The following is a 25,013-nucleotide window of genomic DNA, read 5'->3' as shown; positions in this document are numbered from 1 at the left end:
TTTGCCGGCGGCCGCGATTTCCGTCTATGCGGAGCGTCGCCATCAACGTCGCGGCCAACACCAACGAGCCGGGGTTTCGCGGCCCGCTCTACCCCGACGGCTCCTTCGAATACATTCCGATTCCGGAGTCGAAGTCCACCGCCGACGCGGTCCCGACCTACGCCGACCTCGGCGTGGTGACCGACGTGAGTGGCGTCGCCGACCGACCGGTCCACTTCGACCCGGAGTTCCCGGAGGCCGGCGGCGAGCGGTACACCTACGGCGACGAGCACGGCGTCAAGGCCCGTCCGCTCTCGGAGCTATCGGCGGGCGACTATCTCTTCTTCTACGCCACGCTCACGACTACGGGCGAGCCGCCCGCGTGGGCACCCGAGCGGTGGGGCGCGTACGTCATCGGCCACTTCCGCCTGGCTCGGGATCCGGTAACGGGCGAGACGTACCGCGACCTCGCTGACGAGGAACGGGCCGTCTTCGACTCGAACGCCCACGTCAGGCGCGCCGAGTTCGACGCGGAGGTGTTGCTGCTCGGCGACCCCAACGGCTCGCGCCTCTACGAGACGGTGGTCCCGCTCTCCCGGCCGAGCGGCGGCACGGACGCCAACTGGTTGGTCACCGAGCGCTCCTCGGACTCGGGAAAGGGGCCCTGGTGGCGGCGACCGATGCGCTTCGACGAGGACGGCACCGAGACGCTGCTGTCGCTCGTCGACGAGCACCCGCGGACAGTCGTCGAGCGCTGAGGGCCGAGTGAGTTATCACGGGTGAAAACGGAGCACCAAGACATATGTCGAGACGCGCGCATGCTGGTGGTATGCGAATATCGAGTGGGGTTCCCGGCTTCGACGATCTGGTGGAGGGCGGCTTGCTTCCGGACCGCCTGTACGTGGTCAGCGGGCCGCCCGGAAGCGGCAAGACGACGTTTTGCTCGCAGTTCATCACGCGGGGTGCCAAGGAGGGCGAGACCTGCCTCTACGTGACGATGCACGAGACGAAATCCGAGCTGATGCAGGACATGGCCGGCTACGAGTTCGGTTTCGACCGGGCGATGCAGTCGGACGCCGTCCAGTTCCTCAACCTCGTCACCGAGAGCGGCAAGCGCACCATCACACAGTTCGGGACCGAGGGCGGCCTGACGAACCGGCTGGTCGCCTACATCGAACAGAACGACATCCAGCGGGTGGTCATCGACTCGACGATGCTGCTCCAGCACTTCATGAACGACGTGGACAGCGAGATCACGGGCTTCCTCTCGGCGCTGAAACAGACCGACGCGACGACGCTGCTCATCTCCGAGATGACTGACCCCTCGTCGTACAGCGACGAGCACTATCTCGCCCACGGCGTCGTCTTCTTCCACAACTTTCTGGAGGGCGGGAGCATGACCCGCGGCGTGCAGGTCATCAAGATGCGCGGGACGGCCATCGACTGTGACATCCGGCAGATCTCCTTCAGCGACCGTGGACTGCGGATCCACGCGGAGACGAAGGTCGAGACATGAGCCGCTACGAACGCGAGTTCGAGACCGACTGGGACGCGCTGGATAAGGACGCCGCCACCGACCGCGCCTACGCCATCGGCGTCGCCGAGCGCCTCGGGGAGTACAACCGGGAGGAGCTCGAAGCCATCTACGTCGAGATGGACTCGGCGTACCACCGGAGCATGGTCGAACTCGCGTACGACGAGGGGCGAAACGAGGCCAAGGCGGCCGCCGAGAGCGGGAGCGCCGACGCCGACGCCGTCTGGGCGGAGCTGGTCGAGGGCGAGACGGTTACTCTCGACGAGGACGACCTTCCGACCGGGGGCCGGGACGGGCTGCCCGAAGCGCTCGAACCCTCGGAACTGCTCGACCGACAGAGCGTCGACAGCACCGAGGCCGTCGACCGGCCCGATTTCTTGGAGCGGTAGCGGTTCGACCGCCGCTTCGGCAACAGCGTTATACGTTCGACCGGATAAGCCGGCTCACATGAGCCGAATCAAGGTGTCACTGCCTGACCAAGTCGACTCCGACATCGACCGCCTCGTCGAACAGGGCGAGTTCATCAACCGCGACCAGGCCGTCGAGGAACTCCTCTCGCGGGGCATCTCCGCGTACAACACGACGACCGAAGACGACACCACCGACGTCGACGACGACATGTTCGGTCAGACGACGAACGAACAGCAGGACCCGGCGGTGCAGGACGACGACGAGTTCGGTTTCTGAGGCCGCCGCTCGCGCGCCGCTACTCGCGATTCGCGTCAAAAAACGATAGCTGGGGCCTGAGCGACGCGCGTCGCTCGCTCAGAACGAGACTTCGTCCGGTCCGTCCTCGCCCATGCAGACGGGGTCGCGGTCCGAGTAGCCCTTGCGGCCGATCGCCTTGCTGGAGAGGCCCGCGCACGCCGTCAGTCGCGCGTCTTCCGCGCTCTCGAACGTCTCCGGAGCCGAGCGACTGAGCGCGTCGGCGACCGTCTCGGTGCCGTTGGGCAGCTCCAGCGTGACGTCGCCGTCGGCCTCGATCAGTTCTTCGGTGGTCATCGGGTACTCGTGTGCTTCGAACGCCTCCGCCGCGTCGGTCATCATTCGCATACAGGGGTAAAGTGGATGGTCGATAATAAACCTTCACTATTTATGATGTTAATATACCTTAATGCGTTTAATGAACACGGGGGAGACGATACCACGGCCCACTATCAAGGCCAAGTCGCTTGTGGGTGGAGGGGAATGGCTTCGTATGGTTATCGCGGACCTCCACCTACACACTACGCGCTCGGACGGTACGCTCACTCTGGAGACGCTTCCCGACGCCGCGCGTCGGGCGGGCGTCGAGGCCGTCGCCGTCACCGACCACGACCGGATCAACCCCGAACTCGACGGTCCGATGACGACGCGCGACGGCGTCGAGGTCGTCCACGGTATCGAACTGCGCGTCGAGACCGACGACCAGCGTCTCGACCTCTTGGGATACGGCGTCGATCCGACCGACGAATTGATCGATGAATGCGACCGCATCCAGCAGAACCGCTTAGAGCGGGGTCGGCGCATCATCGACTGTGTTGAGGACCGACTCGACGTCTCGCTGCCGGTCGAACCCCGCGAGGGACTCGGTCGCCCGCACATCGCGCGCGCCATCGACGAGGCGTCCGACTACGGCTACAAGGAGGCGTTCGAAGAGCTCATCGGCGACGGCTGTCCGTGTTTCGTCGCTCGCGAGGTCCCGAGCTTCGAACGCGGCCGCGAGTTGCTCGCCGACGCCTGCGGGCTGGTCGGCCTCGCGCACCCGTTCCGCTATCCCGATACCGAGGCGGCGCTCGCCCGCTGTGAGTCGCTCTCGGCCGTCGAACGGTGGTACCCTTACGAGGAGTCGGTCGACACCGACCTCCTCGAAGACGCGGTCGAGCGCTACGACCTCGTGCCGACCGGTGGCAGCGACACGCACGACGAGACGCTGGGGGAGACCGGTCTCGACCAGGCCGCGTGGGAGCGAGTCCGCGCGGAAATCGTCTGATACGGACTGCCGTAGCTGTTTTCACGTCCCTGTGTGTGGTGTCGTGCGCTCGATCCGATACTGCACTACAGCGGTCCGTCTGACGACCGGCAGACGCAATGCGAGGGTTCAATGCGTCAGAGCCACAACGAGTAGATATGCAGTGTCACTACTGCGACGACGACGCTGACCTCGCCGTCGAGAGCGACGGTGTGAAAGTCGGAGTCTGCAAGACGCACTTCCGCGAGCAGATGGCCGAACTCGAAGACGCCGAGTGGCTGGAGGAACTCGACGAGGAGCTCGACATCGACCGACGGGAGTGACGGCTTCGCCGCCCAACGTTTTGTCGCTGGCGTTCTCGGTTTCGAACATGGAGAGAGTCAGCGTCGACGCCGTCGATTCGCGCATGGGTTCCGCCGACGTCAAGCGGTCGCTCTCGAAGGCGCTCGATACGAGCGACCTCGCGGTCAACTACTACGAACTCGCGCCCGGCGAGACGTTCGGTCTGGGGTACCACCGCCACCCCGACCAGGAAGAACTCTTCTACGTCCAGACGGGGACGGCCACCTTCGAGACCGAGGACGGCGACGTCGCGGTCGGCCCGGACGAGGCGATTCGTTTTGCTCCGGGCGAGTGGCAACTGGGTCGCAACGCCGGCGACGAGCGCGTGGTCGCGCTGGCGCTCGGCGCGCCCAAGGACGAGAGCGAGACGGAGCTGGTCCGCCGCTGCGACCCCTGCGGCGAACGAACCGAACAGCGCGTCGAACTGGCCGACGACCGCGACGCGCTCCTGACGCTCTGTGCGAGTTGCGGCGAGGAGACGGGTCGGTTCACGTAACCGGTACCGCTCGGCGTCCGACGGCGGGACGCGGAGTCGCCGACTGCTCTCCGGTCCCGCGAAGCTTTTGTCCGGGAGGCGCGAACGGGGGCCAATGGCACAGGGCATCCTCGACACCATCGGCCTGATGGCGGTCGTCGTTCTCGCTATCCCCATCGCGCTGTTCGGTGCCGAACACCTCGTCCGCGGCGAGCTGCTGGCCGGCGTCGTCTACCTCGGCATCGCGGCGCTGATGGTCGCCATCGAGCAGTATCTCACTACCCCGACGGACATCCCGGGGATGGTCGCGGAGAAGACCGTCGGTGCGGTCGTCAAGACCGAGGACCCCTCAGAAGAGGACTAGCGCTCGTCGCGCCAGCGGTCGGGGTCGTCGGCCGCCAGGTACTCTCTCAGTAACACCGGGAAGTTCCTCCCCTCGAGATACCGCAGGCCGAAGTCCTCCGCCCAGTTGATGATGCCCTGATCTTCCGTGACGACGCCGGCTTCGAGTTCCTTCGCGAGGATGAGCAGGTCGAAGTCCTCTCGGGAGTCGAGCACGCCCTGCCTGAGCGTATCGCGGTACTCGTCGCGAAGCTCGGAGATGACCTTGTCCACCTCGGTCATGTGGTCGTGTTCCTCGACGGTCTCGGCACGGGACTCCTCGGCCTTGCGGACGGCCTTCTCGGAGACGCGCAGGCCGCGGTCGACGCGGTCGGACATCTCGTCGATGAACGCGTAGACGTGGTCGGCCGGCACCATCACCTCGTGGTGGGCCGGGGCCTTCGTGATGACCCACGTCTCCAGTTTCATCAGTACCTCGTCGTCGACGTCGCGGCTCTCCAGCATCCGCGTCAGCTCCGTCTTGATGGAGGGCGGCATGTAACAGGAGATGTTGTGTATCTGCTTGGCCGCCGCGATGAGTTCGAGTAAGTCCCGGCAGGCGGCCTCGACGTCCTGATCCGGGCCGCGTATCTCCGTCGTGAGAAACAGCGACGTATCGAGGACGAACCGTTGTTTGAGCGGGCGGTCGGCCATATTTGCGGTACGGTGTCTATACACAAATGATTGCTGTGCGAGAGCTTTAGTCGATACGCGGACGACTCTAGCTATGGTTCGGGACTGGGCAGCGGTGTTCGACCTCGACACCGACGCCGAGGACTTCTCGGAACACCTCGACCGAGAGTGGTTCCGCGGACGGCCCTATCGGCATCTCCCGGAGGCCCGTCACGGCGTCGAACGGGGCACCGCTATCTTCGACGACGCGGTCGTGCGGGGCTACCCCTCGATCCCACGCGCCCTCGTGTTGGAAGCCGCGGTCAAGGCGCGCTTCGAGGGACCGGTCGCCGTAGAAGAGAAGCTCGACGGCTACAACGTCCGTATCGCCCGCATCGACGGCGACCTGTTGGCCCTCACGCGGAGCGGGTTCGTCTGTCCGTACACCACCGCGAAAGTCGCGGAACTGCTCGACCTCGACGGCTTCTTCGCCGACTACCCGGAGCAGATGCTCTGCGGCGAACTGATCGGCCCGGAGAACCCCTACACGGAACACGACTACCCGGAGGTCGAGGAGGCGGCGTTCTACGTCTTCGACGTCCGCCACCGGGAGACGGGCGACCCGATGGCCGTCCCTCGCCGCCGCGAGTGCTGCGCCGAGTACGGCCTCGATGCCGTCGGTCACTACGGGACGTTCGCGCCCGAGGCGGCCGCCGAAGCGGCCATCGAGACGGTTCGCGACCTCGACGCGCTGGGCCGGGAGGGTGTCGTCCTCAAATCCGTCGACGGGGAGCGAGCGCTGAAGTACACCACCAGCGCCGTCCACCGCTCGGACCTCGAACACGCCTTCGCGCTCCCCTTCGACTACGGCCGGGACTTCCTCTTCACCCGTGTCATGCGGGAGGCCTTCCAGACTGTCGAGTTCGACGAATCGCCCGAGGAGGCTCGCGAACGGGCGCGGAAACTGGGCGAGGCGATCCTGTTGCCGGCCGTCGAAACTGTCCGGGCTGTCGAGGCCGACGAGGCGGTCGGCGACACCCACACCGTTCGCGCCGACCCCGCCGTCGTCGAGGCGCTGCTGTCGTACTTCCGCGATAAGGGGCTGAAACTGGCCGTCGAACGCGACGAGCGAGAGGGCGACCAGCGAGTGGTCGAATTCACCAAAATCGCTCGCTCGACGCAGGACAAGACGGCGTACTTCTTAGAGGGCGGGACGGTCGACGAGTGATGCCCGGAGCTACCGCCCGTCAGGACCCACAGTTCGTATCGAGTCGCGACCGGAGAGCCCGTGTTCGCGGCTCTCGTCGCGGTCCCAGCGGAGTTCCGCCGTCTCGCTCTCGCTTTCGAACCCCGCCTCGGCCGTCCGAAAGTGCACCACGAGGTCCTCGGACCCGTCGCCGTTCACGTCGTAGACGCAGTGACGAACCGGCGTCGCGCCACCGCCGTCGGCGACGGTTTCTGGCGCGCCGAAGCGGTACCGAACGGCGGCGCTCGTCGGGTCGAACTCGTCGGTCGCGAACACCGCGACGCTCGTAGTTCCGTTGCTCCGCGGGTTGACTGGATTCGATTCGGCGTCGGGCTTCACGTCGATATCGAGTTCTCGGGGGAAATGCGCCACCGCGCCGCCGGTCGCCGCCGTGATTCCGGCGGCCGCCGCGGCGACACTCACACCGGACCTGAGAACGCTCCGTCGCGTCGGATCTGTCTCCGTCATGCGACCGTCGATTCCGAGAGCGACGGGAAACCGCTTCTGGCACGGGCGGCGAACGCGTTCGACGGGCGTACCACACCGCACTGCAGTACAGGTCGAAGAGACGACGCGGTCGACGCGCCGTCGGCGTGTCCCGTCAGTCGGCGACGACGGTCTCGCCGGCCTCGTCGAGCAGCTCGTCGATGGAGCGCTCGCTCGGCGCGTTCTCCAGTAGCACGTCGATGGGCAGGGTCGGCGCGCCGTCGACGAGGTTCTCCATCAGCACGAGCCGCTCGCGCGCCCGGGACATGCCGACGTAGAAGACGCGGCGTTCGTTGTCGGTCAGGGTCGGGACCGGGCTGGTGTGTTTCGTGAACTCGTCGACGCCGGGGATGTCGATGCCCTGCTGGTCGACCGTCGCGGCCATCTGCTCGACCACCTTCTCGGTGAGGTCGGTTCCGACGAAGACGTGGTCGGCCTCGCGGCCCTTCGCGGAGTGGATGGTGCCCAGTCGGACCCGGTCGGCGTCCATCCCGCGGTAGTCGCCCTTGAAGTAGGCGTCGACGCTGCGCTGCTGGAAGTTGGTCACCTTCCGGAGCATATCGCCCGCGGACGCGTCGTCGGGGACGAACGGCACGTGGTCGGTGACCACGTCGGACTCGATCTCGATCTCGGCGATGTCGTCGGCCTCGTGGGCCTCCTCGATGTCCTCTAAGGCGTCGAAGAAGTCGTCGCGCTCGCCGGTGCCGAACGCCGAGTCGACGAGCATGTCCGCGAGCCGGCGGGCTTCTAGCACCGAGAGCGGCTCGTCGTCCTGGACGGCCTCGACGGCTCGGACGTACTGACTGAGCCGGTCGGTCCACATCCGCTGGTCGGTCAGACAGGAGAAGGGGATGCCGTCGTCGATGAACTCGTCGATGAACTGGAACATCTGATAGCGCGCGCGGAACAGCACCATCACGGTCTCGTCGGACTGCTCGATCGTGCCCTTCACGTTGCGCGCGAGGTCGAACATCGATGGGTTCTGGACCGCCTCGACGCGGCCGCCCTCCTTGCGCGGGTTGAGGTCCTTCTCCTGGCGCTTCTCGATGTGGCGCACCTCGCGATTGACGACGTTCAGGATGCGCGAGGGCAGTCGGTAGGAGTTTGGCAGAATCTCGTCCTGCGTGACGTCCTCCTCCAAGAGGAGGTCGGGGTCCGCGCCCTGCCAGGCGTAGACGACCTGGTCGTCGTCGCCGGCGATGAGGACCCGCTTCATGTGGGGCTTCCACTCCTCGTAGACGTCGTACTGCAGCGTCGTGATGTCCTGGAACTCGTCGATGATGAGGTAGTCGACGTTGGGGAGCAGCGAGCGCTGGGCGACCCGCTCGAGCATGTCCGCGAAGCCGATGACGTCGTTGTCGCCCTTGTAGGTGCGCCAGCCGCGGATGGCGTTTGGCACGTCCACCCGGTCGTCGTCGGTGGGCCACGTCGGCGTGTACTTGTTGCCGGTCTGTGCGTTGTCGTCGATCTCGGGGGGGAGCCGGACCTCCTCCTCGTCCCACTTGAAGGGAACGTCGTACCAGTCGGCCACGTCGCGGCGGGTCCGCTGGAGCCACTGGCTCGTGGCGATGATCTTGTTCCCGAGCGTCGTCGACCGGGCCGAGCGTCGCCGCGACCCCTCGTACTCGTCCTCGAAGTCGATGCCGAACTGGTCGCAGAACTCCTCCTTGTCGTCTTCGCCGACCACGTCGCCGCGCGAGAGGTTCAGCAGTTCGTACGCCTTCGCGTGCATCGTACAGACGTTGCCCCGGAGCGCGCGCGGCGTGAGGTCCAGCCGTTCGGCCAGTCGTTCCCGGATCTCGGCGGCCGCGGCCCGCGTGTAGGAGACGACCAACACGTCGCGGAAGTCGACGTCGTCGTCTTCGAGTATCTCCTCGACGCGGTCCAGCAGCGCCGTCGTCTTCCCGCTTCCCGGCCCACCGAACAGGCGGACGACCTCGGTGGTCGAATCAGTCATTGCACCTATACTGGGCCCCCGACGCAATAAACCACGTGCTTTGGAGAGCGGCGGAAAATAGCCGCGATCCCCGGGCTATCGGTACAGCGAGACGTACAGCATCGCGAAGCCGATGATGAAGGGGATGGTCTCGGCCATCTGGAAGAACACCCGCTCGAACGGGCTCACTTCGCCGGCGCTCAACTGCGTGATGACGCTGGTGATCGCGACGCCCATGCTGATGAAGGCGAAACCGACGAACGCGTACTGCAGCCGCTCGGAGGGGCGCTTGCGGTAGGCCTGGAAACTGATGAGCGTGATGCCCAGCGTCAGCCCGAAGACGACCATCCGCATCAGTACGAGCGCCCCGCGGGCGATCGCGACGCCGTCAGCCATCGTCTCGGGCTCTCTCTCTCATCGGTTCACTCCGGGTTCAGCTCGTCCCACAGCTGGCTGAACCGATCGGGTAAGTTCTCTTCGCGGTAGATACGGACCTTGTACTCCTCGTCCTCCAGCGAGATGACGGTCGACTCGAAGTTCGACTCGTACACCTTGTAGTGATTCCCGTCGTCCGCGATGAGCGTCCGGTCGGTGATGAGGTCGTACTCGTCGAGCAGTTCGATCCGTCGGTACACCGTCGGCAAGGAGAGGTCACACGTCTCTGCGAGTTCCTTCGCCGAGTGCGGTTGGCGGCTGATCGCCGCCAGCACCCGGCGAGCGTGTTGGTCCCCGATGGTGTCGAGAATCTCCTCGATGCTCTCGTCCCCTGCCACTGTTGATGCGTTCGCGTCAGGTACCATAAGCGTTTTCGAGCGCGGGGGTTGTTTCACGCTCCGAAAACGCTGGTAGGTTTATATGCCGGTATCGCCGGTACGGTCGAGTGCGAATTCCGTTCAGGTGAAATGATGTCCGGAGACAACCTCCGTCGCGTGACGACGGGCAAGACGATGGGCGATCGACTCGACGAGCGACTGACCCCTCTCGAAACGGTCGACGACCCGCGGTCGAACAGTGGTACTGCCAGTCGTGACGCCATCCCGGAGTCGCTGTTGACTTCGGTCATCGACGACGTCGCCGAGGGCGACCTCGCTGTCGACGACGGCCTCGTGACCCAGAGTCTGGACGAGATCCTGCTCGCGCTGATCGCGCTGTCCGACGGTGGCACCCACGGGACGGGTCTCATGGAGGACCTCTCGCAGCTCTTCGACGCGCAACTGAGTCCGGGGACCGTCTACCCGCGTCTCCACGACCTCGAAGCGGACGGGACGCTCACGATGCACGAACTGGTACAGACGAAACAGTATCTCATCGAAGACGTCGCCGACGCGGAGACACAGATCGAACGAGCGGCGTACCGGCATCTCCTCGTCGGGACGTTCCTGCGCGCGTCGCTCGATGCACTGTGAGTCTCGTCCCCTCTCTTCTCCTACCGGTCACGGCCGACCGCTGACTCCGGCCGGGCCGTGACTGCCTTCGCGGTCGCGTCATCGACGGCCGGTTAGACGACCGTTCTCGACGGTACAGCGCCGTCGCTACGTAATCTCGTCCACGACGCCGACAACCGCGTCGCTGTCCGGTCGTCGAAGGAGAAACCGCCCACCCCACGTCCCCGTTCAGTTTACCGGTGTCCACCCACACACCGAGCACTCGCTCGCGGCCGTCTCGTGAATACCGCCACAGTCGGGACACTGTTTCTTGTTGTAGCTCTCCTCCCAGCCGGTCTCCTCGACGTCGTGACCGCGCTGTGAGAGGAAGTCGTCGAACATGTCGTCACCACTCGGGGTGGTAGCCATACATGCTATGGTATAGCACAACAGTATATAGAGATACCGGTAGTGAGAAACGTTGCCACGAAACGGTTTCATCGCCGTCTCGAAACGGTCAGTCACGAGTAGCGGGCCGCGGTCGTCCGTCGCTCGATTCCGCCGTTCCGATCGTTACAGGGGGATTATCGTCCGGCTAAGAGACATCGCGACCGCTGAGCAACACCATAATAAATACCGTCCGAGAACTAGCCCGCACATGGTTGGTCTTTGCGGCGCTACCGGCGTCTCCCCGCTCTCGGCAGAGGCGCTCGCTGCCGATATAGAGTACAACGACAGCGATCACCGGGACACGTTTAGCGACGACGAAATAGCCGTCGCGAGCGTCTCTCATCCCGGCGAGGCCGGCGATAAACCGGCGACCGCCGCCAACGGCGACGTCGCCGTCTGGCTCTGGGGCGACGTCTGGGGCGACGAGACCGACGACGGGTACGTCACCGTCGAGACCGACGGTGCGGCCTACTGCGCCGAACGGTACGCCGCCGACGGCACGTCGTTTCTGTCGGGAGTGAACGGAAACTTCGCCGGCGTCATCTACGACCGAACTCGCGGCGACCTCCTATTGCTCTCCGACCGGCTCGGGACGCGTCCAATTCACTACTACGAGACCGACGGGGGCGTCGTCTTCTCTACGAACATCCAGTCGCTTCCGCTCCATCCGGCCGTCGATACCGACTTCGACCTCGACTACCTCACGGAGTACTTCTCGATGAAACAGACGTACGGGGTCAAGACGCCGCTGCGCGGCGTCGAGAAGGTCCACCCCGGAAGCGTCGTCTCCGTCGATGTCGACACCGGCGAGACGACGACCGAGCGGTACTGGGAACCGGTGTACGACCCGGTCGACGCCTCGGCGGAGCAGCTGGCCGAGCGACTGGCGAGGACGATGAAGGACGTCGTCGCCGACTGGACCGCGGACTCGGAGACGGACTACGGACTCCTGTTGAGCGGCGGCAGCGACTCGCGACTCGTCCTCGCCGCCCTCGACTCGCTTGACGTCTCGGTGACGGGATTCCACCTCAACGAGTGGCGAAACCGAGAGGCCAGAATCGCCGAACGCGTGGCCGACGCCGTCGGTATCGACTTCCAGTTGCTCAAACGCGGCGAGGACTATCAGGCGAAGGCTCTCGAGCGGGAATCGAAGCGGTCGAACTTCGTCGGCTACTTCAACCAGAACCACGCCGGCGGCTTCGCGGACCGCCTGCGATCGGAGTGTGACATGCTGCTGACCGGCCACTACGGTGATACACTGTTCAAGGGCGACGACCTCCCGACGGCGGACATCGACCTCGGGCCGGCAGGGTCGTTCGACCTCCCGGTCGAGCGCCGGTTCGAAGACCTCGACGCGCTCGTCGGAGAGCGGGCCAAGAGCAAGCCGTCCTACCTCCAGTCGCCGCGGAGTACCGAAGAGATATACGCCGAGAACGTCACCAGGCGAGGCGATGCCCTCGTCGACCACGGCGTCGAGTATCGCTCGCTCAGAGAGGCGACGGTCTGTAAGCGGTACCCGGTAACCAACAGCGCGTCCCAGTTCTTCCTCTACGCGACGGCGCAGTTCATCCCCTCGGGGACGCCGTTCCTCGACAACCGCCTCATCGACCTGTTCCTGAAGATCCCCGCCGAGCACTTCCTGCGGGGCGACCTGATCAATAAAGCGACGGCGAAACTCTCGCCCCCGCTCGCCGAGATCCCGCACGGCCGCGGCCTCTTTCCGATCCGCTATCCGTTCGCGCTCAACTGGACGAGCAACATCGCGCTCTCGTTCGCGGACACGCATCTCCGGTCGGACCCCGCGCGCGCTCACTGGACGCGCGGCCCGTGGACGGACCACAACAACCTCATCCGGAACCACTCGTTCATCCGCGACACCATCGACGCGAACGAAGAGCGAATCCGGGAGCTCCCGTTCCTCGACTGGGACGGCGTCGTGGAATGTTACGAGGCCCACTGCCGAGGCGAGGATCGGATGAAGGACCTGTACACGCTCGCCACGTTCCTCAACATGCCGCTCCTCGACCGCATCGACGACGGAAGCGACCGCTCGCTCTCCCCCTCGGAACCGGCCTCTCGCCAGGAGTCGGCTCGCTCCGCCCGGACGGACGGTAGCGGCAGAGTGGACTAGACCGACCGTCCGCTCCTCGGTCTGACTCCGCTCGGGACCGAGCAATACTTACGAATGGCTCGGAACACCCAGTTGAATGCCTCGCAGACCGTTTATCGACTCCGCAACGGGTGAACTGAAGACGACGCAGCTGCTACAAGAGGCGCTGCCGCTCGCCAAACTCATCGCCGTGTTCGTCGGTCTCGCGCTCGTCCCCTACGCGCTCGCCTTCTTCCTGTTCGGCCGTTCGGCCCTCGGCGCTCTCTTCTCCGTCCTCGGCCAGTTCGTCCTCGCCGTCGGGACCGGAGTCGTGCTCATGTACTGCGTCGCTCGCGGGACGACTCTCTAGTCGGTCGGTAGACGGACCGCTGAACGCTTCTCCGCGACGTCACTGCCGAATGGTTTCGATGCCGACGTTTCCGCCGCCGCGAGCCCCGGAACGGTAACCGAAACGATGGAGAAACTGGTCGGTTGACGAGACACCGTCTGTCGGCTCGCAACGCCGTGCTCGTCCACGTCGGCGTCAAAGAGGGATGCAGAACCCCGCCGAGATGGCCCAGAGCCAGTCAGGTGGACAGGCACAGGCGGCCGACTGACGATGGTTCCGTTCTGCGCCGCGTCCCCGGATCGGATATCGCTACGCCCCGTGAGACGCCGCTTTGCGGCCGCGGAGCGTACTGGGACGATCGACAGCGCACCGGCTACCCGACTTCACAAAAAAGAACGTCTGTCGTCAGCGGACGAGCACCCAACGGCCGACGCCTTCGGTCCCGTCTTACGCGTTCGCCATGTCGCGGCAGTGCTCCGCGCACTCTCGGAGCACGTCCGCGCAGGTCTGACAGTGGTCGGCGTCGTGGCTCTCGCACTCGTCGGCACACGCTTCGCAGGCGTCCGCGCAGGCCTCGGCGAGCTGGGAGCTGAACTGCGAGTCCCGCGCCATGAACCGGGCGTGCAGCGACGCGATGTCGGCGACGTCACGGCAGAGTCGAGCGCATTCTTCCATGTCCTCGCTACCGAGACACTCGTCGGCACACCACTCACAGACCTCGGCGGCCTCGGTACAGATCTCGATGCATTCGCGCTGTTCGTCGTCGAGTCGGTCGATGTCGGAAACCGTTTCGGAGAGTGACATTGCATGTAGAGAGAGGGGTGCCACGTTTTCCTGAGTTGTGGCTGTCATTGTCGGCCTCGCTCCGACGAGCGCGATTTCGCGTCGAGCGCGCGTCTCTCCCGTATTCTGGCGTCTCGTTTCTGAAACGAAACGAACGCTACGGCAGTTCCCGCTCACGACATTTCACGAACCAAAATAGCGGACCGGACGAGTTATGCTTCGTAAAACCCGCCGCTGATAACCGGTCGCTGCGTCGCGGCGCTACCCGTCGACGCCCTCCTTCAGCGATTCGTACTGCTCGGCGATCTTCTCGGCGCACGCGGAACAGCAGACGTGGTACGTATCGTCGGAATCGACTTCGACCGTCTCGCCGTCGCCGGCTATCTGTTTGCCGCAGATCGAACACTCGACGTCGAGTTCGTCGGCACCGAGTTGCGGCTGCCACGCCGACTCCAGTACCGACTGGACGTGATAGTCCCGTACTTGGTCGTCGCTCAACACGTCTTCCAATAGCCCGTGAACCGCAGCCGGTGACGACACCACCTTGGCGACCACCGCCGACTCGACGGTTCGGAAGACGTGTTCGACGTCGTCGGCGTCCCGCAATCGAGCGAAGGCGGCATCGCTCTCCCCGAGCGACGTCTCGATGACGACGAGACACTCGTCCTCGCCGGAGAACGCTGCCCGGTCCACCTCGACGGTGAACCCCTGGACGATCCCGAGGTCGCGCAGCCGGTCGACGCGGTTCGAGACGGTCGGCGGCGAGAGACCGACATCTTCTGCGATCTCGCGATACGAACGCCGGGCGTCTTCCATGAGCAACTCCAAGATGGTAACGTCCGTCGCGTCCAGTTCGGACATGGTTTAGCCATGCGTACGACCGAGAGAGGTTTCCGTATGTCGGCTCGTCGACCCGGAACTCTCGCAGAAGATGGGCCCGGCCGGATCTGGAACCGTCTGAGGACTCACTCCCCTCGTCCTCCGGGGCTCAAATCTGCAGTACGTCTCACACACGCTCGCTTCGCTCGCGGCGTTCGATGGGCCCTGCCGGATTTGAACCAGCGCTCAATCGGTTATGAGCCGATCGCTTTAACCAGACTAAGCTAAGGGCCCTCGTGGGTTGCTTCTCGATTCCACGTCTTTAGCCTGTCGGGTCCGCGTCGGTGGGTTCGCGGCCGACATCGCGCGTTCGGGACTACTCTACTATTCACGACTGACGCTCCTCACGAGCCGTCGTCCGCAGAAGTACGCCGTAAGCAGACTCCGTCTGCTAGGCCGTGAATTTCGCAGAAATTCACGCCACCGCCAGGGCTCGAACCTGGGACAACCTGGGTAACAACCAGGTGCTCTACCAACTGAGCTACGGCGGCTTGCTCGCACCCGTTTGTAACCAGAGTTGGTAATTAGGGCTTTCGCTTCCGACCGCCATCGACACGCTTTCACGCACTCTCCGAGAACCGCCGGGCATGAGCGACGAGTTCGACGCCGTCGTCGAGCGGGTCCGAGCGCGGGTCTCGCCCGACGTCGAGGAACGCGAGCGGTTACAGCGGGCCGCCGAGACGGTGATGGAGCGGGCGCGCGAGGCCGTCGCCGCGCTCCCGGTCGAAGCCGAGGTGATACAGGTCGGGTCGACGGCGCGGGGGACGTGGACCGCCGGCGACCGCGACGTGGACGTCTTCGTCGCGTTTCCGCCGGACCTGCCACGGGAGACCCTAGAGAAGTACGGGCTGGAGGTCGGCCACGCGGTGTTGCCCGACGGGCGCGAGGAGTACGCCGAGCACCCCTACGTCGTCGGTGAGTGCGAAGGCTACGACGTCGACCTCGTGCCGTGTTATGCCGTCGAGGACGCGACGGCCATCAAGTCGGCCGTCGATCGGACGCCGTTTCACACGCGCTATCTCGAATCGCGATTGAACGACGAACTCGCCGGGGAGGTCCGCGTCACCAAGCAGTTCCTGAAGGGTATCGGCGTCTACGGGAGTAACCTCCGCACGCGGGGCTTTTCGGGCTATCTGACGGAGTTACTGGTACTGGAGTACGGCAGCTTCCGCGGCCTCCTCGACGCCGCCGCCGACTGGCACCCGCCGGTCGAGTTCGACCCCGAGAGCCACGGTCGGGCGTCCTTCGACGACCCGCTTGTGGTCATCGACCCGACCGACCCCGAGCGGAACGTCGCGGCGGTGTGTTCTGCGACCAACGTCGCACGCTTCCAGCACTACGCGCGAGACTTGCTCGAAGACCCGCGCATCGAGTTGTTCGAGGGCAGCGACCCGGCACCCTCCGACGCCGCCGCCGTCGCTAAGACGCTCGACCGACGCGGGACGACGCCGGTCGCTCTGCGATTCCCCGCTCCCGATATCGTCGAGGACCAGCTCTGGCCCCAGTTACGGAAGTCGCTCGACAGCCTCACCGACGAACTCGACCGCCGCGGGTTCGACGTCCTCCGCTCGGCGGCGTTCGCCACAGACAGCGTCGAGTCGACGGATGGCTCCGAGCGCGAAGCGACGGCGGACGACGGCGCCGAAGCCGTCCTCTTCGCGGAACTCGAAGTCGCCCAGCGGCCGGCGATCGAGCGCCACGAGGGGCCGCCGGTCCACGTCCGCCGGCACGCCACCGGCTTCTACGAGAAGTACGCCGACGACCCCGACGTGACCGGCCCCTACGTCGACGGCGACCGCTACGTCGTCGAGCGGGCGCGGGAGTTCGAGACGGCGGCGGCGTTTCTCCACAGCGACGCCGTCTTCGACGTGAGCCTCGGCCCCCACGTCGAGTCGGCGCTCGAATCGAGCCACGAGGTGCTCGTCGGCGACGATATCACGGAACTCGCCGATCGCTTCGGCGTCCAACTGGCCCGTTACTTCGAGCCGAAGCCCTGACTCGCGAGCCGGTCGAGGACCTCGCGGGCGTCCTCGCTCACGTCGTCGTCGGGTTCCATCGGCGCGTAGCCGTCGAACACCTCGTGGACGGTCGTCACCGAGTCCGAGAGGGTATCCAGCCCGTAACCGCCTTCGAGGACGAGCGCCAGGCCCGCTCCGCAGTCCTCCGCGAGGTCTCGCATCCGCGCGGCCATCGCGCCGTACCCCTCCGTGCTCACGCGCATCCGTGAGATGGGGTCGTGCTCGTGGGCGTCGAAGCCCGCGCTCACGATGAGGACGTCGGGGTCGTAGTCCTCGATGGCCGGTGCGACGGCCTCGTCGATGGCTCCGAGGTAGTCCGCGGTGTCCGCACCGGGCTGGTACTTCACGTTGAGGTTGGCCCCCGAGCCGTCGCCCTCGCCGGTCTCGTCGATCGCGCCGGTCCCGGGGTAGAGTCCGTCCTCGTGGATGGAGGCGTAGAACACGTCGCCGCGGTCGTAGAAGATGTCCTGCGTGCCGTTACCGTGGTGGACGTCCCAGTCGAAGATGGCGACCCGTTCGGCGTCGTCTTCGAGGGCCGCCTGAGCGGCGACGGCGGCGTTGTTGATGAAACAGAACCCCATCGCGTCGTCCGTGACGGCGTGGTGGCCCGGCGGCCGTCCGAGCGCGAACGGCGTGTCGCGGTCGGTCACCTCCGGTCCGGACATCTCGGCGGCCCAGACCGCCAGGCCGGCCGAAGCGAGCGCCGCGTCCCACGTCGCCTCGACGGCGACGGTGTCGGCGTCCCAGTTGCCGCCGCCGTCGGCGCAGAACTCCCGGAACGATTCGACGTAGTCGGCGTCGTGAACCTCCCGAACGACGTCCAGATCGACGTCGTTGGCGGCCACGTACTCGACGCCGTGGCGTTCCTTGAGCGCGCGTCGAACCGCCCGGAGACGGTCGGGACTCTCGGGATGGCGCGGGCCGGTGTCGTGGTCTAAGCAGACTTCGCGGTAGCCGAAGTTCATTCAGTAGTACTGAGCGAGTTCGAAGTAGGTCTCGACGTCCGCCGCCTTCACCGTCCGCCGGTCGGCGTGGCGGGCGAGATCCGCGGCGGCGGCGGCCACGTCGTCGGCGAACGTCTCCAGGATGTCCGCCAGCGCGACGCGGGCGTCCATCGCCACGCGGTAGTCGTCGTCGATGTCGAGCCGTGCGATGCGGTCGATGGGAGCGACGGGCAGTTCCAGTCGGTCCTTATCGGGGGAGCGTTCGACGCCGAAGTCCGAGGGCATCAGCGTCTTTCGCCCGTCGGCGGTCGCCTCCTCGGCGGCGACGACTGCCAGTTCGGCTCCCCGCTCCTGGATCCGGCGCGCCAGTTCCTCTGCCGCGCCGGCACTCACTCGCAATCCGCCCGCGTTCCGGCGGATGACGGTGTCCACCGGCGCGAACGGCAGCTCGACGCTCATACCCACAATCGGGAGTGTTGCGGCCTTAAGAGTTTCCGTAGGAGTGCTCCTCCGCTCAGAACACGTCGTCGGCGTCCAGTCGGCCGTCGTCCAGCAGGCCGCGAACGGTTATCTCCTGTCCCAACTGGACGTGTTCGCTCGTCTCGACGCTCATCGTCTCCTCGCCGTCGTCGAGTACCACGGGGTCGCCGGTCTGGACGACGGTGCCGGTGAACTCCACCTGCTCTGCGGCCTGTACGCCGCCGCCCGCGGTCTCGCCGTTCGATCCGTTCCCGGGCGCGGCACCCTCCGCCGACGCCTCGCCGTCGGCGCTCGCGTCGCTCTCGCCTCCGTCCCCGCTACCGAACGACGAGAGACCGGCGTGTTCGTCGTCGCCCGCGTCGTCGGCGGGCGTCGTTCCGACGCTCGCGGCGTCGTCTAAGACGACCACGGAGGAGGCCCAGTTGGCCGACGCCTCCTTGTCGTCCTGCCAGCCGTCCTGGATCTCCACGTCGGCGGCCAGCACCTCGTCGCCCGGCGCGATCTCCTTGTCGGCCTTATCGCCCCACAGCGCCACGCGGATGTCGCCGGTGGCGTCCTGAATCCGGATGTTCCGAACCTGGCCCTCGCTGCCGTCGTCGCGGTCGAACGTCCGGACCGGGTCGGTCGAGCGCACGACGCCCGCGATGTCGACCGTCTCGTCGATCTCGACGCTTTCGATGGGGTCGGCGTCGGGTTCGAAAGCCACCGAGTCCTCGACCTCGTCGACGGCCCCGTCCTCGCCGACGTGCAGTTCGAGCGAGCCGTCGCGCTCGCGGACGTAGCCGTCGACCACCTCGACGGCCGCGCCGGGGTCGATCTCCTCGGCGCGGTCGGCCTGGTCGTCCCACATCGTCACCCGGATACGGCCGGTCTCGTCGCCGAGCAGCAGGTTCGAGACGCGGCCCTCGCTGCCGTCGTCGCGGTCGAACGTCCGGACGGCGTCGGTGTCGAGGACCAGTCCGCGGAGGTTCACGTCGGACTGCCCCATCGTCAGCGACGCGGCGGTCGCGCCCTCGCCGGGTTCGACGTCGACGGTCGCGTCCTCGTCGGGTTCGGCCTTGTCGACGGAGACTTCGAGGCCGTTGTAGCCGTCCTGCGGCCGGCCCTTCACGCGGAGCACATCGCCCACTTCGAGCCCCCCCTCGTCGATGTCGACGGCCTGCCCGTCCCAGAAGGCCAGTCGGACGCTCGCGGTCTCGTCGGCGGCGTCGACGTTGATGACCCGGCCGTCCTCGTCCTCGCCGTCGCGCTCGAAGGTCCGCAACTCGCCGACGGCCATCACCTTCGCGATGAACTTCACCTCGTCCATCCCGGGTTCGATGTCGGCGACGGTCTCGACCTCGCCCTCGTTGAGCTCGTGGGCCAGTAGCATCGCGGCCGTCTCCTCGTCCGCGAGCCCTCCCATCTGTTCGACCTTCTCCTCGACGGCCTCCCGAAACTCCTCCTCGGAGACGTCCGTCTCCAGGTCGCCGTAAATGTCCTCTATCGCACCCATCTATCTATGGGACGCAGGGATGGGGCGCGCTTAAGCGTTGTCGTTGGTCGAGCGGGCCGCTGCCGTCCGGTGGTTTCGTCGTCAGCGTCGGCATAGCTATCGGTGGCGTCGCTACCGGATATAAACTCTCGGAGCGGGGACCGTTTCGAGTCGATCGGCGCTACTGCGTCGCCGTCGTCACGTCTTTGCCGCCGTCGCCGTGGTCGTGCGTGACGACGACAGTCCCGGGCAGGCCGCCTTCGAAGGTGGCCGTCGCGCGGTACCGGATCTCGACGATGGCCTGCGTACATCCGTCGCCGGCGTCCTCCCGATCTTTCGTGCCGACGGTGACGGTCAGCTCGTCGGCCGCGGCGTCGTACTCCGCGCCGAGCAGCCTCCCGGTCTTGCAGCCGTTGGCTCCCCAGATGGTCCCCTCGACGGTCACGGTATCGCCGCCGAAGGCGACGCTCGCCTCGTCTCTCTGCGTTCCCGAGCTAACGTCGGTGACAGTGAACGTCGTGTCGGTCATGCGTGGCTCCGGATCGGGCGTGTCCGTGGGTGTATCGGTCGGCGTGTCATCACCGTCGTCGCCGGGGTCCGCGCTCGACGCGCACCCGGCGAGAGCGGCCACAGCGGCCGTTCCGATTCCTGTGAGGAGGGCTCTGCGCTCCATACGCGTTCATCTGTCGGATGAAGGATGGGCTTTGCGTTGGTTCAAACCGGCCTTTGAGCGTGGTGTGCGCTCCCGTCGCGTGGCGGGGGTCGAACCGTCACCCTTTTCATACCGACCATCCTCCGTCCATATGAGTCCGGATAGGGTAGTGGACTATCCTCTTGGCTTGCGGAGCCAGGGACCGGAGTTCAAATCTCCGTCCGGACGCTACATTTCCGCGAACTACTCGGCGAGCGACTGCTCTGTCGCTCGCCTCCGTGAGTGGTTATGCGTTCTGCGGAGATTTGAGCAGACGAGTCGCAGCCCCGGAACGGCGCGAAGCGCCGCATGCCCGGAACGTCTCGGCGAGTTCAAATCTCGTTCGAGCGCTTGCGCTCGAACGTGCTCCACGCTCGTTTCGCTCGCGTGGAACTCCGTCCGGACGTCATTCTCTCGAAGCAGACAGGCAAGCACCGCGTAGCGTGTGCTCGCGTAAAACTCAGTCGCGAGTGACCGGAGACCGGTTTGCTTTTACCCGCGCTGCTGCATTCTGAGAGCATGCTCGGTGCGGGACGGCAACTGTTCGGCCGCGCGAAACGGCAGGTTCGAGACGACCTCGGAGCCGATCCGTACCTCCTCTACATCCTCGTCGGGGCGGCGCTCCTGACGAGCTTCTGGTTCTGGCACCGCATCCCGAACTTCGCGACGCGCGACGAGAAGAGCCGGCTACTGGACGCGATGGTCCCCTACGGGACGACGCTCGCGGACCCGAGTTTCGAGTCGCTGCGGGCGGGCGTCGAGTGGAGCCGTGTGCCCTTCGGCGCGACGCTGTACCTGTTCGGGCTGGCCATGCTCCCGGTGGTTCTCGTGGCGCTCCTGACCGGCCAATCAGAGATCTTCACCGCCGTCGGCTTCCCCAGTTGGGAGTTCGGCCACTACCCGGTGTGGCACGAGACGCCGCGGTGGGTCTGGACGTGGAGCCTCGTCTTCGTCCGCCTGTTCAACGTCGCCTTCGCCGTGGGATCGGTGTATCTCACCTACCGGCTCGGGACCGCGATGGGCGACCGGACCACCGGTCGGCTGTCGGCCATCCTGCTGACGCTCACCTTCGGCTTCCTCACCATCGCACACGAGGGCGGCGAGGACATGCCCGCGCTGTTCTTCAGCCTGCTGACGCTGTATCTCCTCTACGTCTTCGTCAAGACGGGCGACGACGCGTCGTTCTTCGCCGCGTCGGCGTTCGGCGGCGTCGCCATCGCCTTCAAACTCACCGCCGCGCCCATCGTCGCGGTCATCGCTGTCGCCTACCTCTTCCGCGCGGATCTCGTCTGGGCGTACGACGACGAACGGAGCCTCCCGGCGGCGCTGTTCGCGCCGCGCCTCCTCGTCGGCGGGGCGGCGCTCGGTCTCGTCGCCATCCTGCTCGGCTTTCCGACGTTCCTCGTCGCCGGGTTCGACCCGCTCATAGAGCGGGTGTTCGGCGGGTCGATGTCGCGGATGAGTCACCCGACCGGACCGGACGCCCCTATCTGGTGGTGGTTCCTGCGCGGGTACTTCAGCGCGCTCGGACTGCCGCTGTTCGCCGCGGCCCTCGGCGGCGTCCTCGCGAGCGTGGCGCGACTCCGCCGCTGGCGCTCGGAGGTGTACGGCACCGCGCTCGTCCTGTTCACGCTCGCGCTCTACCTCGCGATGTTCAGCCAGTGGCACGACTTCCGGGTCCATCACCTGCTGCCGACGTTCCCGCTGATCGCGCTGTTGCTCGCGCGCTCGCTCGGCGAGTTCGACGAATGGAACCCCTCGATTGCCCGGCCCGCCGTCGCGCTCCTGTTGGTGACGACGAGCATCTACGCCGGCGTCGGCACCCTCGGCTTCGCCTCGATGCCCCGGGACGAGGCGACGGCGTGGCTGAACGAGCACTCCGAGGAGAACGACACGATGGAGGTGTATCGGCGGGACTTCCAGGACGCGGCGATTCCCCACGGGATGGACATCAACCACGCCTTCGGCGAGGAGGGGGAGGGCGAACGCCTCGTCCGCTGTCCGCGGTACATCCAACTGGGGTATCGCGACCTCCTCTATCTGAAGGAGGGCAGTTACTACCGCAACGGCGAGGCGCAGGCGGAATATATCCGCGGGCTACTGGAGGGCGAGTACAGCTACGAGATCGTCGCGGAGTTCGGGGAGCGGCCGCCGAACTTCGTCCCGCAGCGAGCGACGCCGGGGTCGTTCGTCGACCTCCTGCGCTACGGCGTCGTCCCCCAGACCGACCAGTTCGCCGACGAGCAGGAACTGGCCGCTAACCAGTACACCGTCATCTTAGAGCGCACCGGGGAGTGCAGCGCCCGGCGCAACCCGCCGTTCTGAGGGGGAGCCGAACCGGCGGTTCACAGCACCGAGAGGTCCATCGAGAGCGACGGATACCACCCCGCGAGCGCCGGGAGGTAGACGCCGAGGAACCGGTCGACGAAGATGACGGGGATGACGACGTCGCTCGGGACGCCCAGTCCGACGAACACCGCCGTCGCCGTCGCCTCGGTCACGCCGATGCCGCCGGGCGTCAGCGGGAGCAGCGTCACGCTGTAAGCCGCGACGAGGTACAGCGGGAGCAGGACGGCGGGTTCGACGCTCGCGCCGAAACTGGCGAAGAGGAGCCAGACCCGGACGCCGGGTGCGACCACCAGCGCGCCGGTCCAGCCGACGGCGTAGCGGAACCAGACCGTCGCGTCCCCGACGATGGCCCGGAACGAGTCCGTCGAGGACGACGTGATCTCCGTGATCCCCCGGATTTTCTCGGCGACAGCCGCGCCGACGCGCGGGACGCTCGCGGCGAGGTCGGCCATCGCCTCGACCACGCGGTCGAACAGCGTCAGGTTCACGCCGGCCAGCAGGACGACCGCACCGGCGACGAAGTAGAGGCCAGTCGAGAGCCCGAGCAAGAGGAGGACGCCGGTCGAGAGGCGGTCGTAGGCGGCGGCGAGCCCGAGCAGCGACGCGACGCCGTAGAGGACGGCGTAGATGCCGGTGTGTGCGCCCGTGGCGGCGGTCGCGTCGGCGTACTCCATGCCGGTCTCGGCCCGGAGGACGAACGGCGCGGCGACCCGGCCCGAGAGGCGCGAGGGGAGCAACTGGTTGATGAAGTTCACCGTCAGGTCGATGCGACCGGCGGTCCCCAGCGCGATCGACGTGAACGGCGAGATGATAGCACTCCACGTGTAGAAGCGGGCGACCAGTCCGGCGACGGTCACGACGCCGAGCGCGGCGACGACGGCGGGTGAGGTGTTCGAGAGGCGGTCGACGACGACCCCGAAGTCGACCTGCGTGAGCAGGACGCCGAGTGCGACGATGCCGACGCCGTACTGGAGGACGGAGACGAGGAGGTCGCGGCGCGACGTCGCCACGCTATCGCGCACCTCCTCCGGCGCGCGGGACCTGCCGTTCGACCACCGACTCGGCGGTCGTCCACTCGAAGGGCCGGTCGAGGAGGTACCCGACCGCCTCGCGCATCCACTCGCCGGTGTGCCAGTAGACGCGCGAGGGGACGCCCTCGACGTCGGGGAGGTCGGCCAGTTCCCACGGGTGGACGTACAGCACGGGCGTGATGCCGCGACGGGCGAGCAGTCGCATCCCCAGCGCCGTGTAGCGCGGGCCGAAGAAGCGCAGCCACGTCCCGGTTAGCGGCAGTCGGAGGCCAGGCATCACGCTGGCCGGGAGTTCCGCGAGATCGGCGGGCGCGCCGGGGTCGACGGCCGTCGCCGAGGCCGGCCGCTGGAGGTCGTGTTCGCCGCCGTACCACCCCGGGATCCGCCGGCTGGCGACGATACTGGAGTCGTAGCCGTATCCCGCCGCATCGAGCAGGTCGAAGTGGTCGTCAGTGATGTCGAACGCCGGCGCGCGGAAGCCCGAGACCGACTGGCCGGTGAGGTCCCGCAGGATTCGCCGCGAGCGGTCGAGTTCCTCCCGTCGTTCGTCGACACTGAGCGTCGAGAGCAGGCGATGCCGGTGGGTGTGCGACCCGATTTCGAAGCCCGACTCGGCGAGCGCTCGAATGGCCTCGGGACAGCGCTCGGCCAGCGACGAGACGACGAAACAGGTGGCCGTCGCGTTGCGGTCGGTCAGCGTCTCGCGGAGGAAGTCGAGACTGTCGAGACCGACGTTCTCTCGGTCGGTCGTCCCCTCGGCGGCGCGGTAGGCGGGCGTCTGGTCGAACAGCTCGACGTCGATCGAGAGCACCGCCTCACTCATCTCGCTGTTCCTCGAGTTCGGTCCGCAGCAGGCTGACCTCCTCGTTGAGCCGCGAGAGGCGGTCGTACAGCTTGCCGATGCGGTTGAACAGGTAGGTTGCGACGACGAACAGCGTCAGGTTCGAGATGACGAGGATGGCCCGCGCCTTCAGTTCGAGACCGAGGACGGTGGCGATGACCTGGAAGACGTCCGGGAAGACGGCGACGAAGATGAGCCCCGACCCGATGGCCACCGAGACGACGAACAGGGCGATGGCCTCCCGGCCCTGCTTGACCATGACGTAGCCGTTCACCAGGAACGCGAGGCCGACGACGAGCGCGATGAGGTTGACGAGCGTGTATGCCATG

30 protein-coding genes and 3 tRNA genes are annotated in these 25,013 nt (G+C 66.4%); 15 read left to right on the top strand and 18 right to left on the bottom strand.

Features of this window, described 5'->3' with window-relative positions:
• Positions 1–26: 26 nt before the first annotated feature.
• The 4 genes from GO488_RS08395 to GO488_RS08380 all read left to right on the top strand — a co-directional run bounded on the left by GO488_RS08395 (position 27) and on the right by GO488_RS08380 (position 2,200).
• Entirely contained in the window at positions 27–737 is a 711-nt protein-coding gene (locus GO488_RS08395; RefSeq protein ID WP_162317308.1) for an Nmad3 family putative nucleotide modification protein, read from the top strand.
• A 71-nt stretch (positions 738–808) separates the two neighbouring features.
• Complete coding sequence (locus tag GO488_RS08390; protein ID WP_162317307.1) at positions 809–1,495, top strand: RAD55 family ATPase; 687 nt, start codon at positions 809–811, stop codon at positions 1,493–1,495.
• Entirely contained in the window at positions 1,492–1,902 is a 411-nt protein-coding gene (locus GO488_RS08385; RefSeq protein WP_162317306.1) for a DUF8057 family protein, read from the top strand. Before GO488_RS08390 ends, GO488_RS08385 begins: the two co-directional genes overlap by 4 nt.
• 58 nt (positions 1,903–1,960) lie before the next feature.
• The gene (locus tag GO488_RS08380) at positions 1,961–2,200 is read left to right on the top strand and encodes a ribbon-helix-helix domain-containing protein (RefSeq protein ID WP_162317305.1); all 240 of its coding nucleotides are present in this window, start codon (positions 1,961–1,963) and stop codon (positions 2,198–2,200) included.
• A gap of 78 nt (positions 2,201–2,278) precedes the next feature.
• Here GO488_RS08380 and GO488_RS08375 read toward each other — a convergent pair whose 3' ends face one another.
• Positions 2,279–2,566, bottom strand: coding sequence for a DUF5789 family protein (locus GO488_RS08375; RefSeq protein WP_162317304.1), 288 nt, complete (start codon positions 2,564–2,566; stop codon positions 2,279–2,281).
• 145 nt (positions 2,567–2,711) lie between these two features.
• On the opposite strand from GO488_RS08375, the gene GO488_RS08370 reads away from it, so the two are divergent.
• From GO488_RS08370 to GO488_RS08360, 4 genes are all read left to right on the top strand, one after another.
• Positions 2,712–3,485, top strand: a complete 774-nt coding sequence (locus GO488_RS08370; protein WP_162317303.1) for a PHP domain-containing protein — start codon at positions 2,712–2,714, stop codon at positions 3,483–3,485.
• A gap of 137 nt (positions 3,486–3,622) precedes the next feature.
• Positions 3,623–3,787 carry a DUF6757 family protein gene (locus tag GO488_RS19650; protein WP_164509628.1) on the top strand — a complete coding sequence of 55 codons (165 nt, stop codon included), beginning with the start codon at positions 3,623–3,625 and terminating at the stop codon, positions 3,785–3,787.
• A gap of 47 nt (positions 3,788–3,834) precedes the next feature.
• On the top strand, positions 3,835–4,302 hold the full coding sequence (locus GO488_RS08365; protein ID WP_162317302.1) for a cupin domain-containing protein: 468 nt from the start codon (positions 3,835–3,837) through the stop codon (positions 4,300–4,302).
• A gap of 94 nt (positions 4,303–4,396) precedes the next feature.
• Positions 4,397–4,645 carry a DUF7533 family protein gene (locus GO488_RS08360; RefSeq protein WP_162317301.1) on the top strand — a complete coding sequence of 83 codons (249 nt, stop codon included), beginning with the start codon at positions 4,397–4,399 and terminating at the stop codon, positions 4,643–4,645.
• Here the strand turns inward: GO488_RS08360 and GO488_RS08355 are convergent.
• Positions 4,642–5,316 (bottom strand): RNA ligase partner protein, encoded by a 675-nt coding sequence (locus GO488_RS08355; protein WP_162317300.1) that lies wholly within the window; start codon positions 5,314–5,316, stop codon positions 4,642–4,644. The two genes, GO488_RS08360 and GO488_RS08355, sit on opposite strands and share 4 nt — an antisense overlap.
• 73 nt (positions 5,317–5,389) lie before the next feature.
• Between GO488_RS08355 and GO488_RS08350 the strand changes: the two genes are divergently transcribed.
• Complete coding sequence (locus GO488_RS08350) at positions 5,390–6,502, top strand: RNA ligase (RefSeq protein ID WP_162317299.1); 1,113 nt, start codon at positions 5,390–5,392, stop codon at positions 6,500–6,502.
• 9 nt (positions 6,503–6,511) lie between these two features.
• Here GO488_RS08350 and GO488_RS08345 read toward each other — a convergent pair whose 3' ends face one another.
• The 4 genes from GO488_RS08345 to GO488_RS08330 form a co-directional block, all read right to left on the bottom strand.
• Positions 6,512–6,988 (bottom strand): hypothetical protein, encoded by a 477-nt coding sequence (locus tag GO488_RS08345; protein WP_162317298.1) that lies wholly within the window; start codon positions 6,986–6,988, stop codon positions 6,512–6,514.
• A 133-nt stretch (positions 6,989–7,121) separates the two neighbouring features.
• A complete protein-coding gene (locus GO488_RS08340) occupies positions 7,122–8,963 on the bottom strand; it encodes a UvrD-helicase domain-containing protein (protein WP_162317297.1) in 1,842 nt (613 codons plus the stop codon).
• A gap of 75 nt (positions 8,964–9,038) precedes the next feature.
• Complete coding sequence (locus tag GO488_RS08335; RefSeq protein ID WP_162317296.1) at positions 9,039–9,338, bottom strand: DUF7521 family protein; 300 nt, start codon at positions 9,336–9,338, stop codon at positions 9,039–9,041.
• Between the two features lie 26 nt (positions 9,339–9,364).
• Positions 9,365–9,715, bottom strand: a complete 351-nt coding sequence (locus tag GO488_RS08330) for an ArsR/SmtB family transcription factor (protein ID WP_162317295.1) — start codon at positions 9,713–9,715, stop codon at positions 9,365–9,367.
• Between the two features lie 132 nt (positions 9,716–9,847).
• Between GO488_RS08330 and GO488_RS08325 the strand changes: the two genes are divergently transcribed.
• Complete coding sequence (locus GO488_RS08325) at positions 9,848–10,348, top strand: PadR family transcriptional regulator (RefSeq protein ID WP_162317294.1); 501 nt, start codon at positions 9,848–9,850, stop codon at positions 10,346–10,348.
• 207 nt (positions 10,349–10,555) lie between these two features.
• On the opposite strand, the gene GO488_RS08320 is transcribed toward GO488_RS08325, so the two are convergent.
• Positions 10,556–10,735 (bottom strand): HVO_0416 family zinc finger protein, encoded by a 180-nt coding sequence (locus GO488_RS08320; RefSeq protein ID WP_135305260.1) that lies wholly within the window; start codon positions 10,733–10,735, stop codon positions 10,556–10,558.
• 229 nt (positions 10,736–10,964) lie between these two features.
• Between GO488_RS08320 and GO488_RS08315 the strand changes: the two genes are divergently transcribed.
• Positions 10,965–12,887: an asparagine synthase-related protein gene (locus GO488_RS08315; RefSeq protein ID WP_162317293.1), complete on the top strand. Its 1,923-nt coding sequence runs from the start codon at positions 10,965–10,967 to the stop codon at positions 12,885–12,887.
• 76 nt (positions 12,888–12,963) lie between these two features.
• Positions 12,964–13,215: a hypothetical protein gene (locus GO488_RS08310; RefSeq protein ID WP_162317292.1), complete on the top strand. Its 252-nt coding sequence runs from the start codon at positions 12,964–12,966 to the stop codon at positions 13,213–13,215.
• A 426-nt stretch (positions 13,216–13,641) separates the two neighbouring features.
• On the opposite strand, the gene GO488_RS08305 is transcribed toward GO488_RS08310, so the two are convergent.
• From GO488_RS08305 to GO488_RS08290, 4 genes are all read right to left on the bottom strand, one after another.
• Positions 13,642–13,998, bottom strand: coding sequence for a four-helix bundle copper-binding protein (locus GO488_RS08305; RefSeq protein ID WP_162317291.1), 357 nt, complete (start codon positions 13,996–13,998; stop codon positions 13,642–13,644).
• Between the two features lie 240 nt (positions 13,999–14,238).
• A complete protein-coding gene (locus GO488_RS08300) occupies positions 14,239–14,838 on the bottom strand; it encodes an AsnC family transcriptional regulator (RefSeq protein WP_162317290.1) in 600 nt (199 codons plus the stop codon).
• A gap of 177 nt (positions 14,839–15,015) precedes the next feature.
• Positions 15,016–15,090, bottom strand: a tRNA-Ile gene (locus GO488_RS08295).
• Positions 15,091–15,274: 184 nt separating this feature from the next.
• Positions 15,275–15,347 (bottom strand) — tRNA-Asn (locus GO488_RS08290).
• A gap of 96 nt (positions 15,348–15,443) precedes the next feature.
• Here GO488_RS08290 and cca point away from each other — a divergent pair.
• A complete protein-coding gene (cca, locus tag GO488_RS08285; protein WP_162317289.1) occupies positions 15,444–16,853 on the top strand; it encodes a CCA tRNA nucleotidyltransferase in 1,410 nt (469 codons plus the stop codon).
• Here cca and GO488_RS08280 read toward each other — a convergent pair.
• The 4 genes from GO488_RS08280 to GO488_RS08265 form a co-directional block, all read right to left on the bottom strand.
• Complete coding sequence (locus GO488_RS08280) at positions 16,832–17,839, bottom strand: histone deacetylase family protein (RefSeq protein ID WP_162317288.1); 1,008 nt, start codon at positions 17,837–17,839, stop codon at positions 16,832–16,834. The two genes, cca and GO488_RS08280, sit on opposite strands and share 22 nt — an antisense overlap.
• Positions 17,840–18,277, bottom strand: coding sequence for a histone (locus GO488_RS08275; RefSeq protein ID WP_162317287.1), 438 nt, complete (start codon positions 18,275–18,277; stop codon positions 17,840–17,842).
• A 55-nt stretch (positions 18,278–18,332) separates the two neighbouring features.
• Positions 18,333–19,793 (bottom strand): single-stranded DNA binding protein, encoded by a 1,461-nt coding sequence (locus tag GO488_RS08270; RefSeq protein ID WP_162317286.1) that lies wholly within the window; start codon positions 19,791–19,793, stop codon positions 18,333–18,335.
• A 160-nt stretch (positions 19,794–19,953) separates the two neighbouring features.
• Positions 19,954–20,445 (bottom strand): hypothetical protein, encoded by a 492-nt coding sequence (locus GO488_RS08265; protein ID WP_241692911.1) that lies wholly within the window; start codon positions 20,443–20,445, stop codon positions 19,954–19,956.
• A gap of 134 nt (positions 20,446–20,579) precedes the next feature.
• On the opposite strand from GO488_RS08265, the gene GO488_RS08260 reads away from it, so the two are divergent.
• Positions 20,580–20,652, top strand: a tRNA-Arg gene (locus GO488_RS08260).
• A gap of 330 nt (positions 20,653–20,982) precedes the next feature.
• Complete coding sequence (locus GO488_RS08255) at positions 20,983–22,788, top strand: ArnT family glycosyltransferase (RefSeq protein WP_162317285.1); 1,806 nt, start codon at positions 20,983–20,985, stop codon at positions 22,786–22,788.
• A gap of 20 nt (positions 22,789–22,808) precedes the next feature.
• On the opposite strand, the gene GO488_RS08250 is transcribed toward GO488_RS08255, so the two are convergent.
• From GO488_RS08250 to GO488_RS08240, 3 genes are read right to left on the bottom strand one after another with little or no spacing between them, the layout of a single operon-like run.
• A complete protein-coding gene (locus GO488_RS08250) occupies positions 22,809–23,822 on the bottom strand; it encodes a lysylphosphatidylglycerol synthase transmembrane domain-containing protein (RefSeq protein WP_162317284.1) in 1,014 nt (337 codons plus the stop codon).
• A gap of 1 nt (position 23,823) precedes the next feature.
• Positions 23,824–24,666, bottom strand: a complete 843-nt coding sequence (locus GO488_RS08245; protein WP_162317283.1) for a polysaccharide deacetylase family protein — start codon at positions 24,664–24,666, stop codon at positions 23,824–23,826.
• Positions 24,659–25,012: a DUF2304 domain-containing protein gene (locus GO488_RS08240; protein ID WP_162317282.1), complete on the bottom strand. Its 354-nt coding sequence runs from the start codon at positions 25,010–25,012 to the stop codon at positions 24,659–24,661. Before GO488_RS08240 ends, GO488_RS08245 begins: the two co-directional genes overlap by 8 nt.
• Between the last annotated feature and the right edge of the window lies 1 nt (position 25,013).

It is taken from the genome of Haloarcula limicola (assembly GCF_010119205.1).
Classification (GTDB): Archaea; Halobacteriota; Halobacteria; order Halobacteriales; family Haloarculaceae; genus Haloarcula; species Haloarcula limicola.
This window is presented reverse-complemented; position numbering and strand designations above follow the sequence as displayed.

What these genes read in the sequence shown, in the direction of transcription:
- GO488_RS08395 (WP_162317308.1), top strand. Translation starts at nt 27, where the DNA reads ATGCGGAGCGTCGCCATCAACGTCGCGGCCAACACCAACGAGCCGGGG.
- GO488_RS08390 (WP_162317307.1), top strand. Translation starts at nt 809, where the DNA reads ATGCGAATATCGAGTGGGGTTCCCGGCTTCGACGATCTGGTGGAGGGC.
- GO488_RS08385 (WP_162317306.1), top strand. Translation starts at nt 1,492, where the DNA reads ATGAGCCGCTACGAACGCGAGTTCGAGACCGACTGGGACGCGCTGGAT.
- GO488_RS08380 (WP_162317305.1), top strand. Translation starts at nt 1,961, where the DNA reads ATGAGCCGAATCAAGGTGTCACTGCCTGACCAAGTCGACTCCGACATC.
- GO488_RS08375 (WP_162317304.1), bottom strand. Translation starts at nt 2,566, where the DNA reads ATGCGAATGATGACCGACGCGGCGGAGGCGTTCGAAGCACACGAGTAC.
- GO488_RS08370 (WP_162317303.1), top strand. Translation starts at nt 2,712, where the DNA reads ATGGTTATCGCGGACCTCCACCTACACACTACGCGCTCGGACGGTACG.
- GO488_RS19650 (WP_164509628.1), top strand. Translation starts at nt 3,623, where the DNA reads ATGCAGTGTCACTACTGCGACGACGACGCTGACCTCGCCGTCGAGAGC.
- GO488_RS08365 (WP_162317302.1), top strand. Translation starts at nt 3,835, where the DNA reads ATGGAGAGAGTCAGCGTCGACGCCGTCGATTCGCGCATGGGTTCCGCC.
- GO488_RS08360 (WP_162317301.1), top strand. Translation starts at nt 4,397, where the DNA reads ATGGCACAGGGCATCCTCGACACCATCGGCCTGATGGCGGTCGTCGTT.
- GO488_RS08355 (WP_162317300.1), bottom strand. Translation starts at nt 5,316, where the DNA reads ATGGCCGACCGCCCGCTCAAACAACGGTTCGTCCTCGATACGTCGCTG.
- GO488_RS08350 (WP_162317299.1), top strand. Translation starts at nt 5,390, where the DNA reads ATGGTTCGGGACTGGGCAGCGGTGTTCGACCTCGACACCGACGCCGAG.
- GO488_RS08345 (WP_162317298.1), bottom strand. Translation starts at nt 6,988, where the DNA reads ATGACGGAGACAGATCCGACGCGACGGAGCGTTCTCAGGTCCGGTGTG.
- GO488_RS08340 (WP_162317297.1), bottom strand. Translation starts at nt 8,963, where the DNA reads ATGACTGATTCGACCACCGAGGTCGTCCGCCTGTTCGGTGGGCCGGGA.
- GO488_RS08335 (WP_162317296.1), bottom strand. Translation starts at nt 9,338, where the DNA reads ATGGCTGACGGCGTCGCGATCGCCCGCGGGGCGCTCGTACTGATGCGG.
- GO488_RS08325 (WP_162317294.1), top strand. Translation starts at nt 9,848, where the DNA reads ATGTCCGGAGACAACCTCCGTCGCGTGACGACGGGCAAGACGATGGGC.
- GO488_RS08320 (WP_135305260.1), bottom strand. Translation starts at nt 10,735, where the DNA reads ATGGCTACCACCCCGAGTGGTGACGACATGTTCGACGACTTCCTCTCA.
- GO488_RS08315 (WP_162317293.1), top strand. Translation starts at nt 10,965, where the DNA reads ATGGTTGGTCTTTGCGGCGCTACCGGCGTCTCCCCGCTCTCGGCAGAG.
- GO488_RS08310 (WP_162317292.1), top strand. Translation starts at nt 12,964, where the DNA reads ATGCCTCGCAGACCGTTTATCGACTCCGCAACGGGTGAACTGAAGACG.
- GO488_RS08305 (WP_162317291.1), bottom strand. Translation starts at nt 13,998, where the DNA reads ATGTCACTCTCCGAAACGGTTTCCGACATCGACCGACTCGACGACGAA.
- GO488_RS08300 (WP_162317290.1), bottom strand. Translation starts at nt 14,838, where the DNA reads ATGTCCGAACTGGACGCGACGGACGTTACCATCTTGGAGTTGCTCATG.
- cca (WP_162317289.1), top strand. Translation starts at nt 15,444, where the DNA reads ATGAGCGACGAGTTCGACGCCGTCGTCGAGCGGGTCCGAGCGCGGGTC.
- GO488_RS08280 (WP_162317288.1), bottom strand. Translation starts at nt 17,839, where the DNA reads ATGAACTTCGGCTACCGCGAAGTCTGCTTAGACCACGACACCGGCCCG.
- GO488_RS08275 (WP_162317287.1), bottom strand. Translation starts at nt 18,277, where the DNA reads ATGAGCGTCGAGCTGCCGTTCGCGCCGGTGGACACCGTCATCCGCCGG.
- GO488_RS08270 (WP_162317286.1), bottom strand. Translation starts at nt 19,793, where the DNA reads ATGGGTGCGATAGAGGACATTTACGGCGACCTGGAGACGGACGTCTCC.
- GO488_RS08265 (WP_241692911.1), bottom strand. Translation starts at nt 20,445, where the DNA reads ATGGAGCGCAGAGCCCTCCTCACAGGAATCGGAACGGCCGCTGTGGCC.
- GO488_RS08255 (WP_162317285.1), top strand. Translation starts at nt 20,983, where the DNA reads ATGCTCGGTGCGGGACGGCAACTGTTCGGCCGCGCGAAACGGCAGGTT.
- GO488_RS08245 (WP_162317283.1), bottom strand. Translation starts at nt 24,666, where the DNA reads ATGAGTGAGGCGGTGCTCTCGATCGACGTCGAGCTGTTCGACCAGACG.
- GO488_RS08240 (WP_162317282.1), bottom strand. Translation starts at nt 25,012, where the DNA reads ATGGCATACACGCTCGTCAACCTCATCGCGCTCGTCGTCGGCCTCGCG.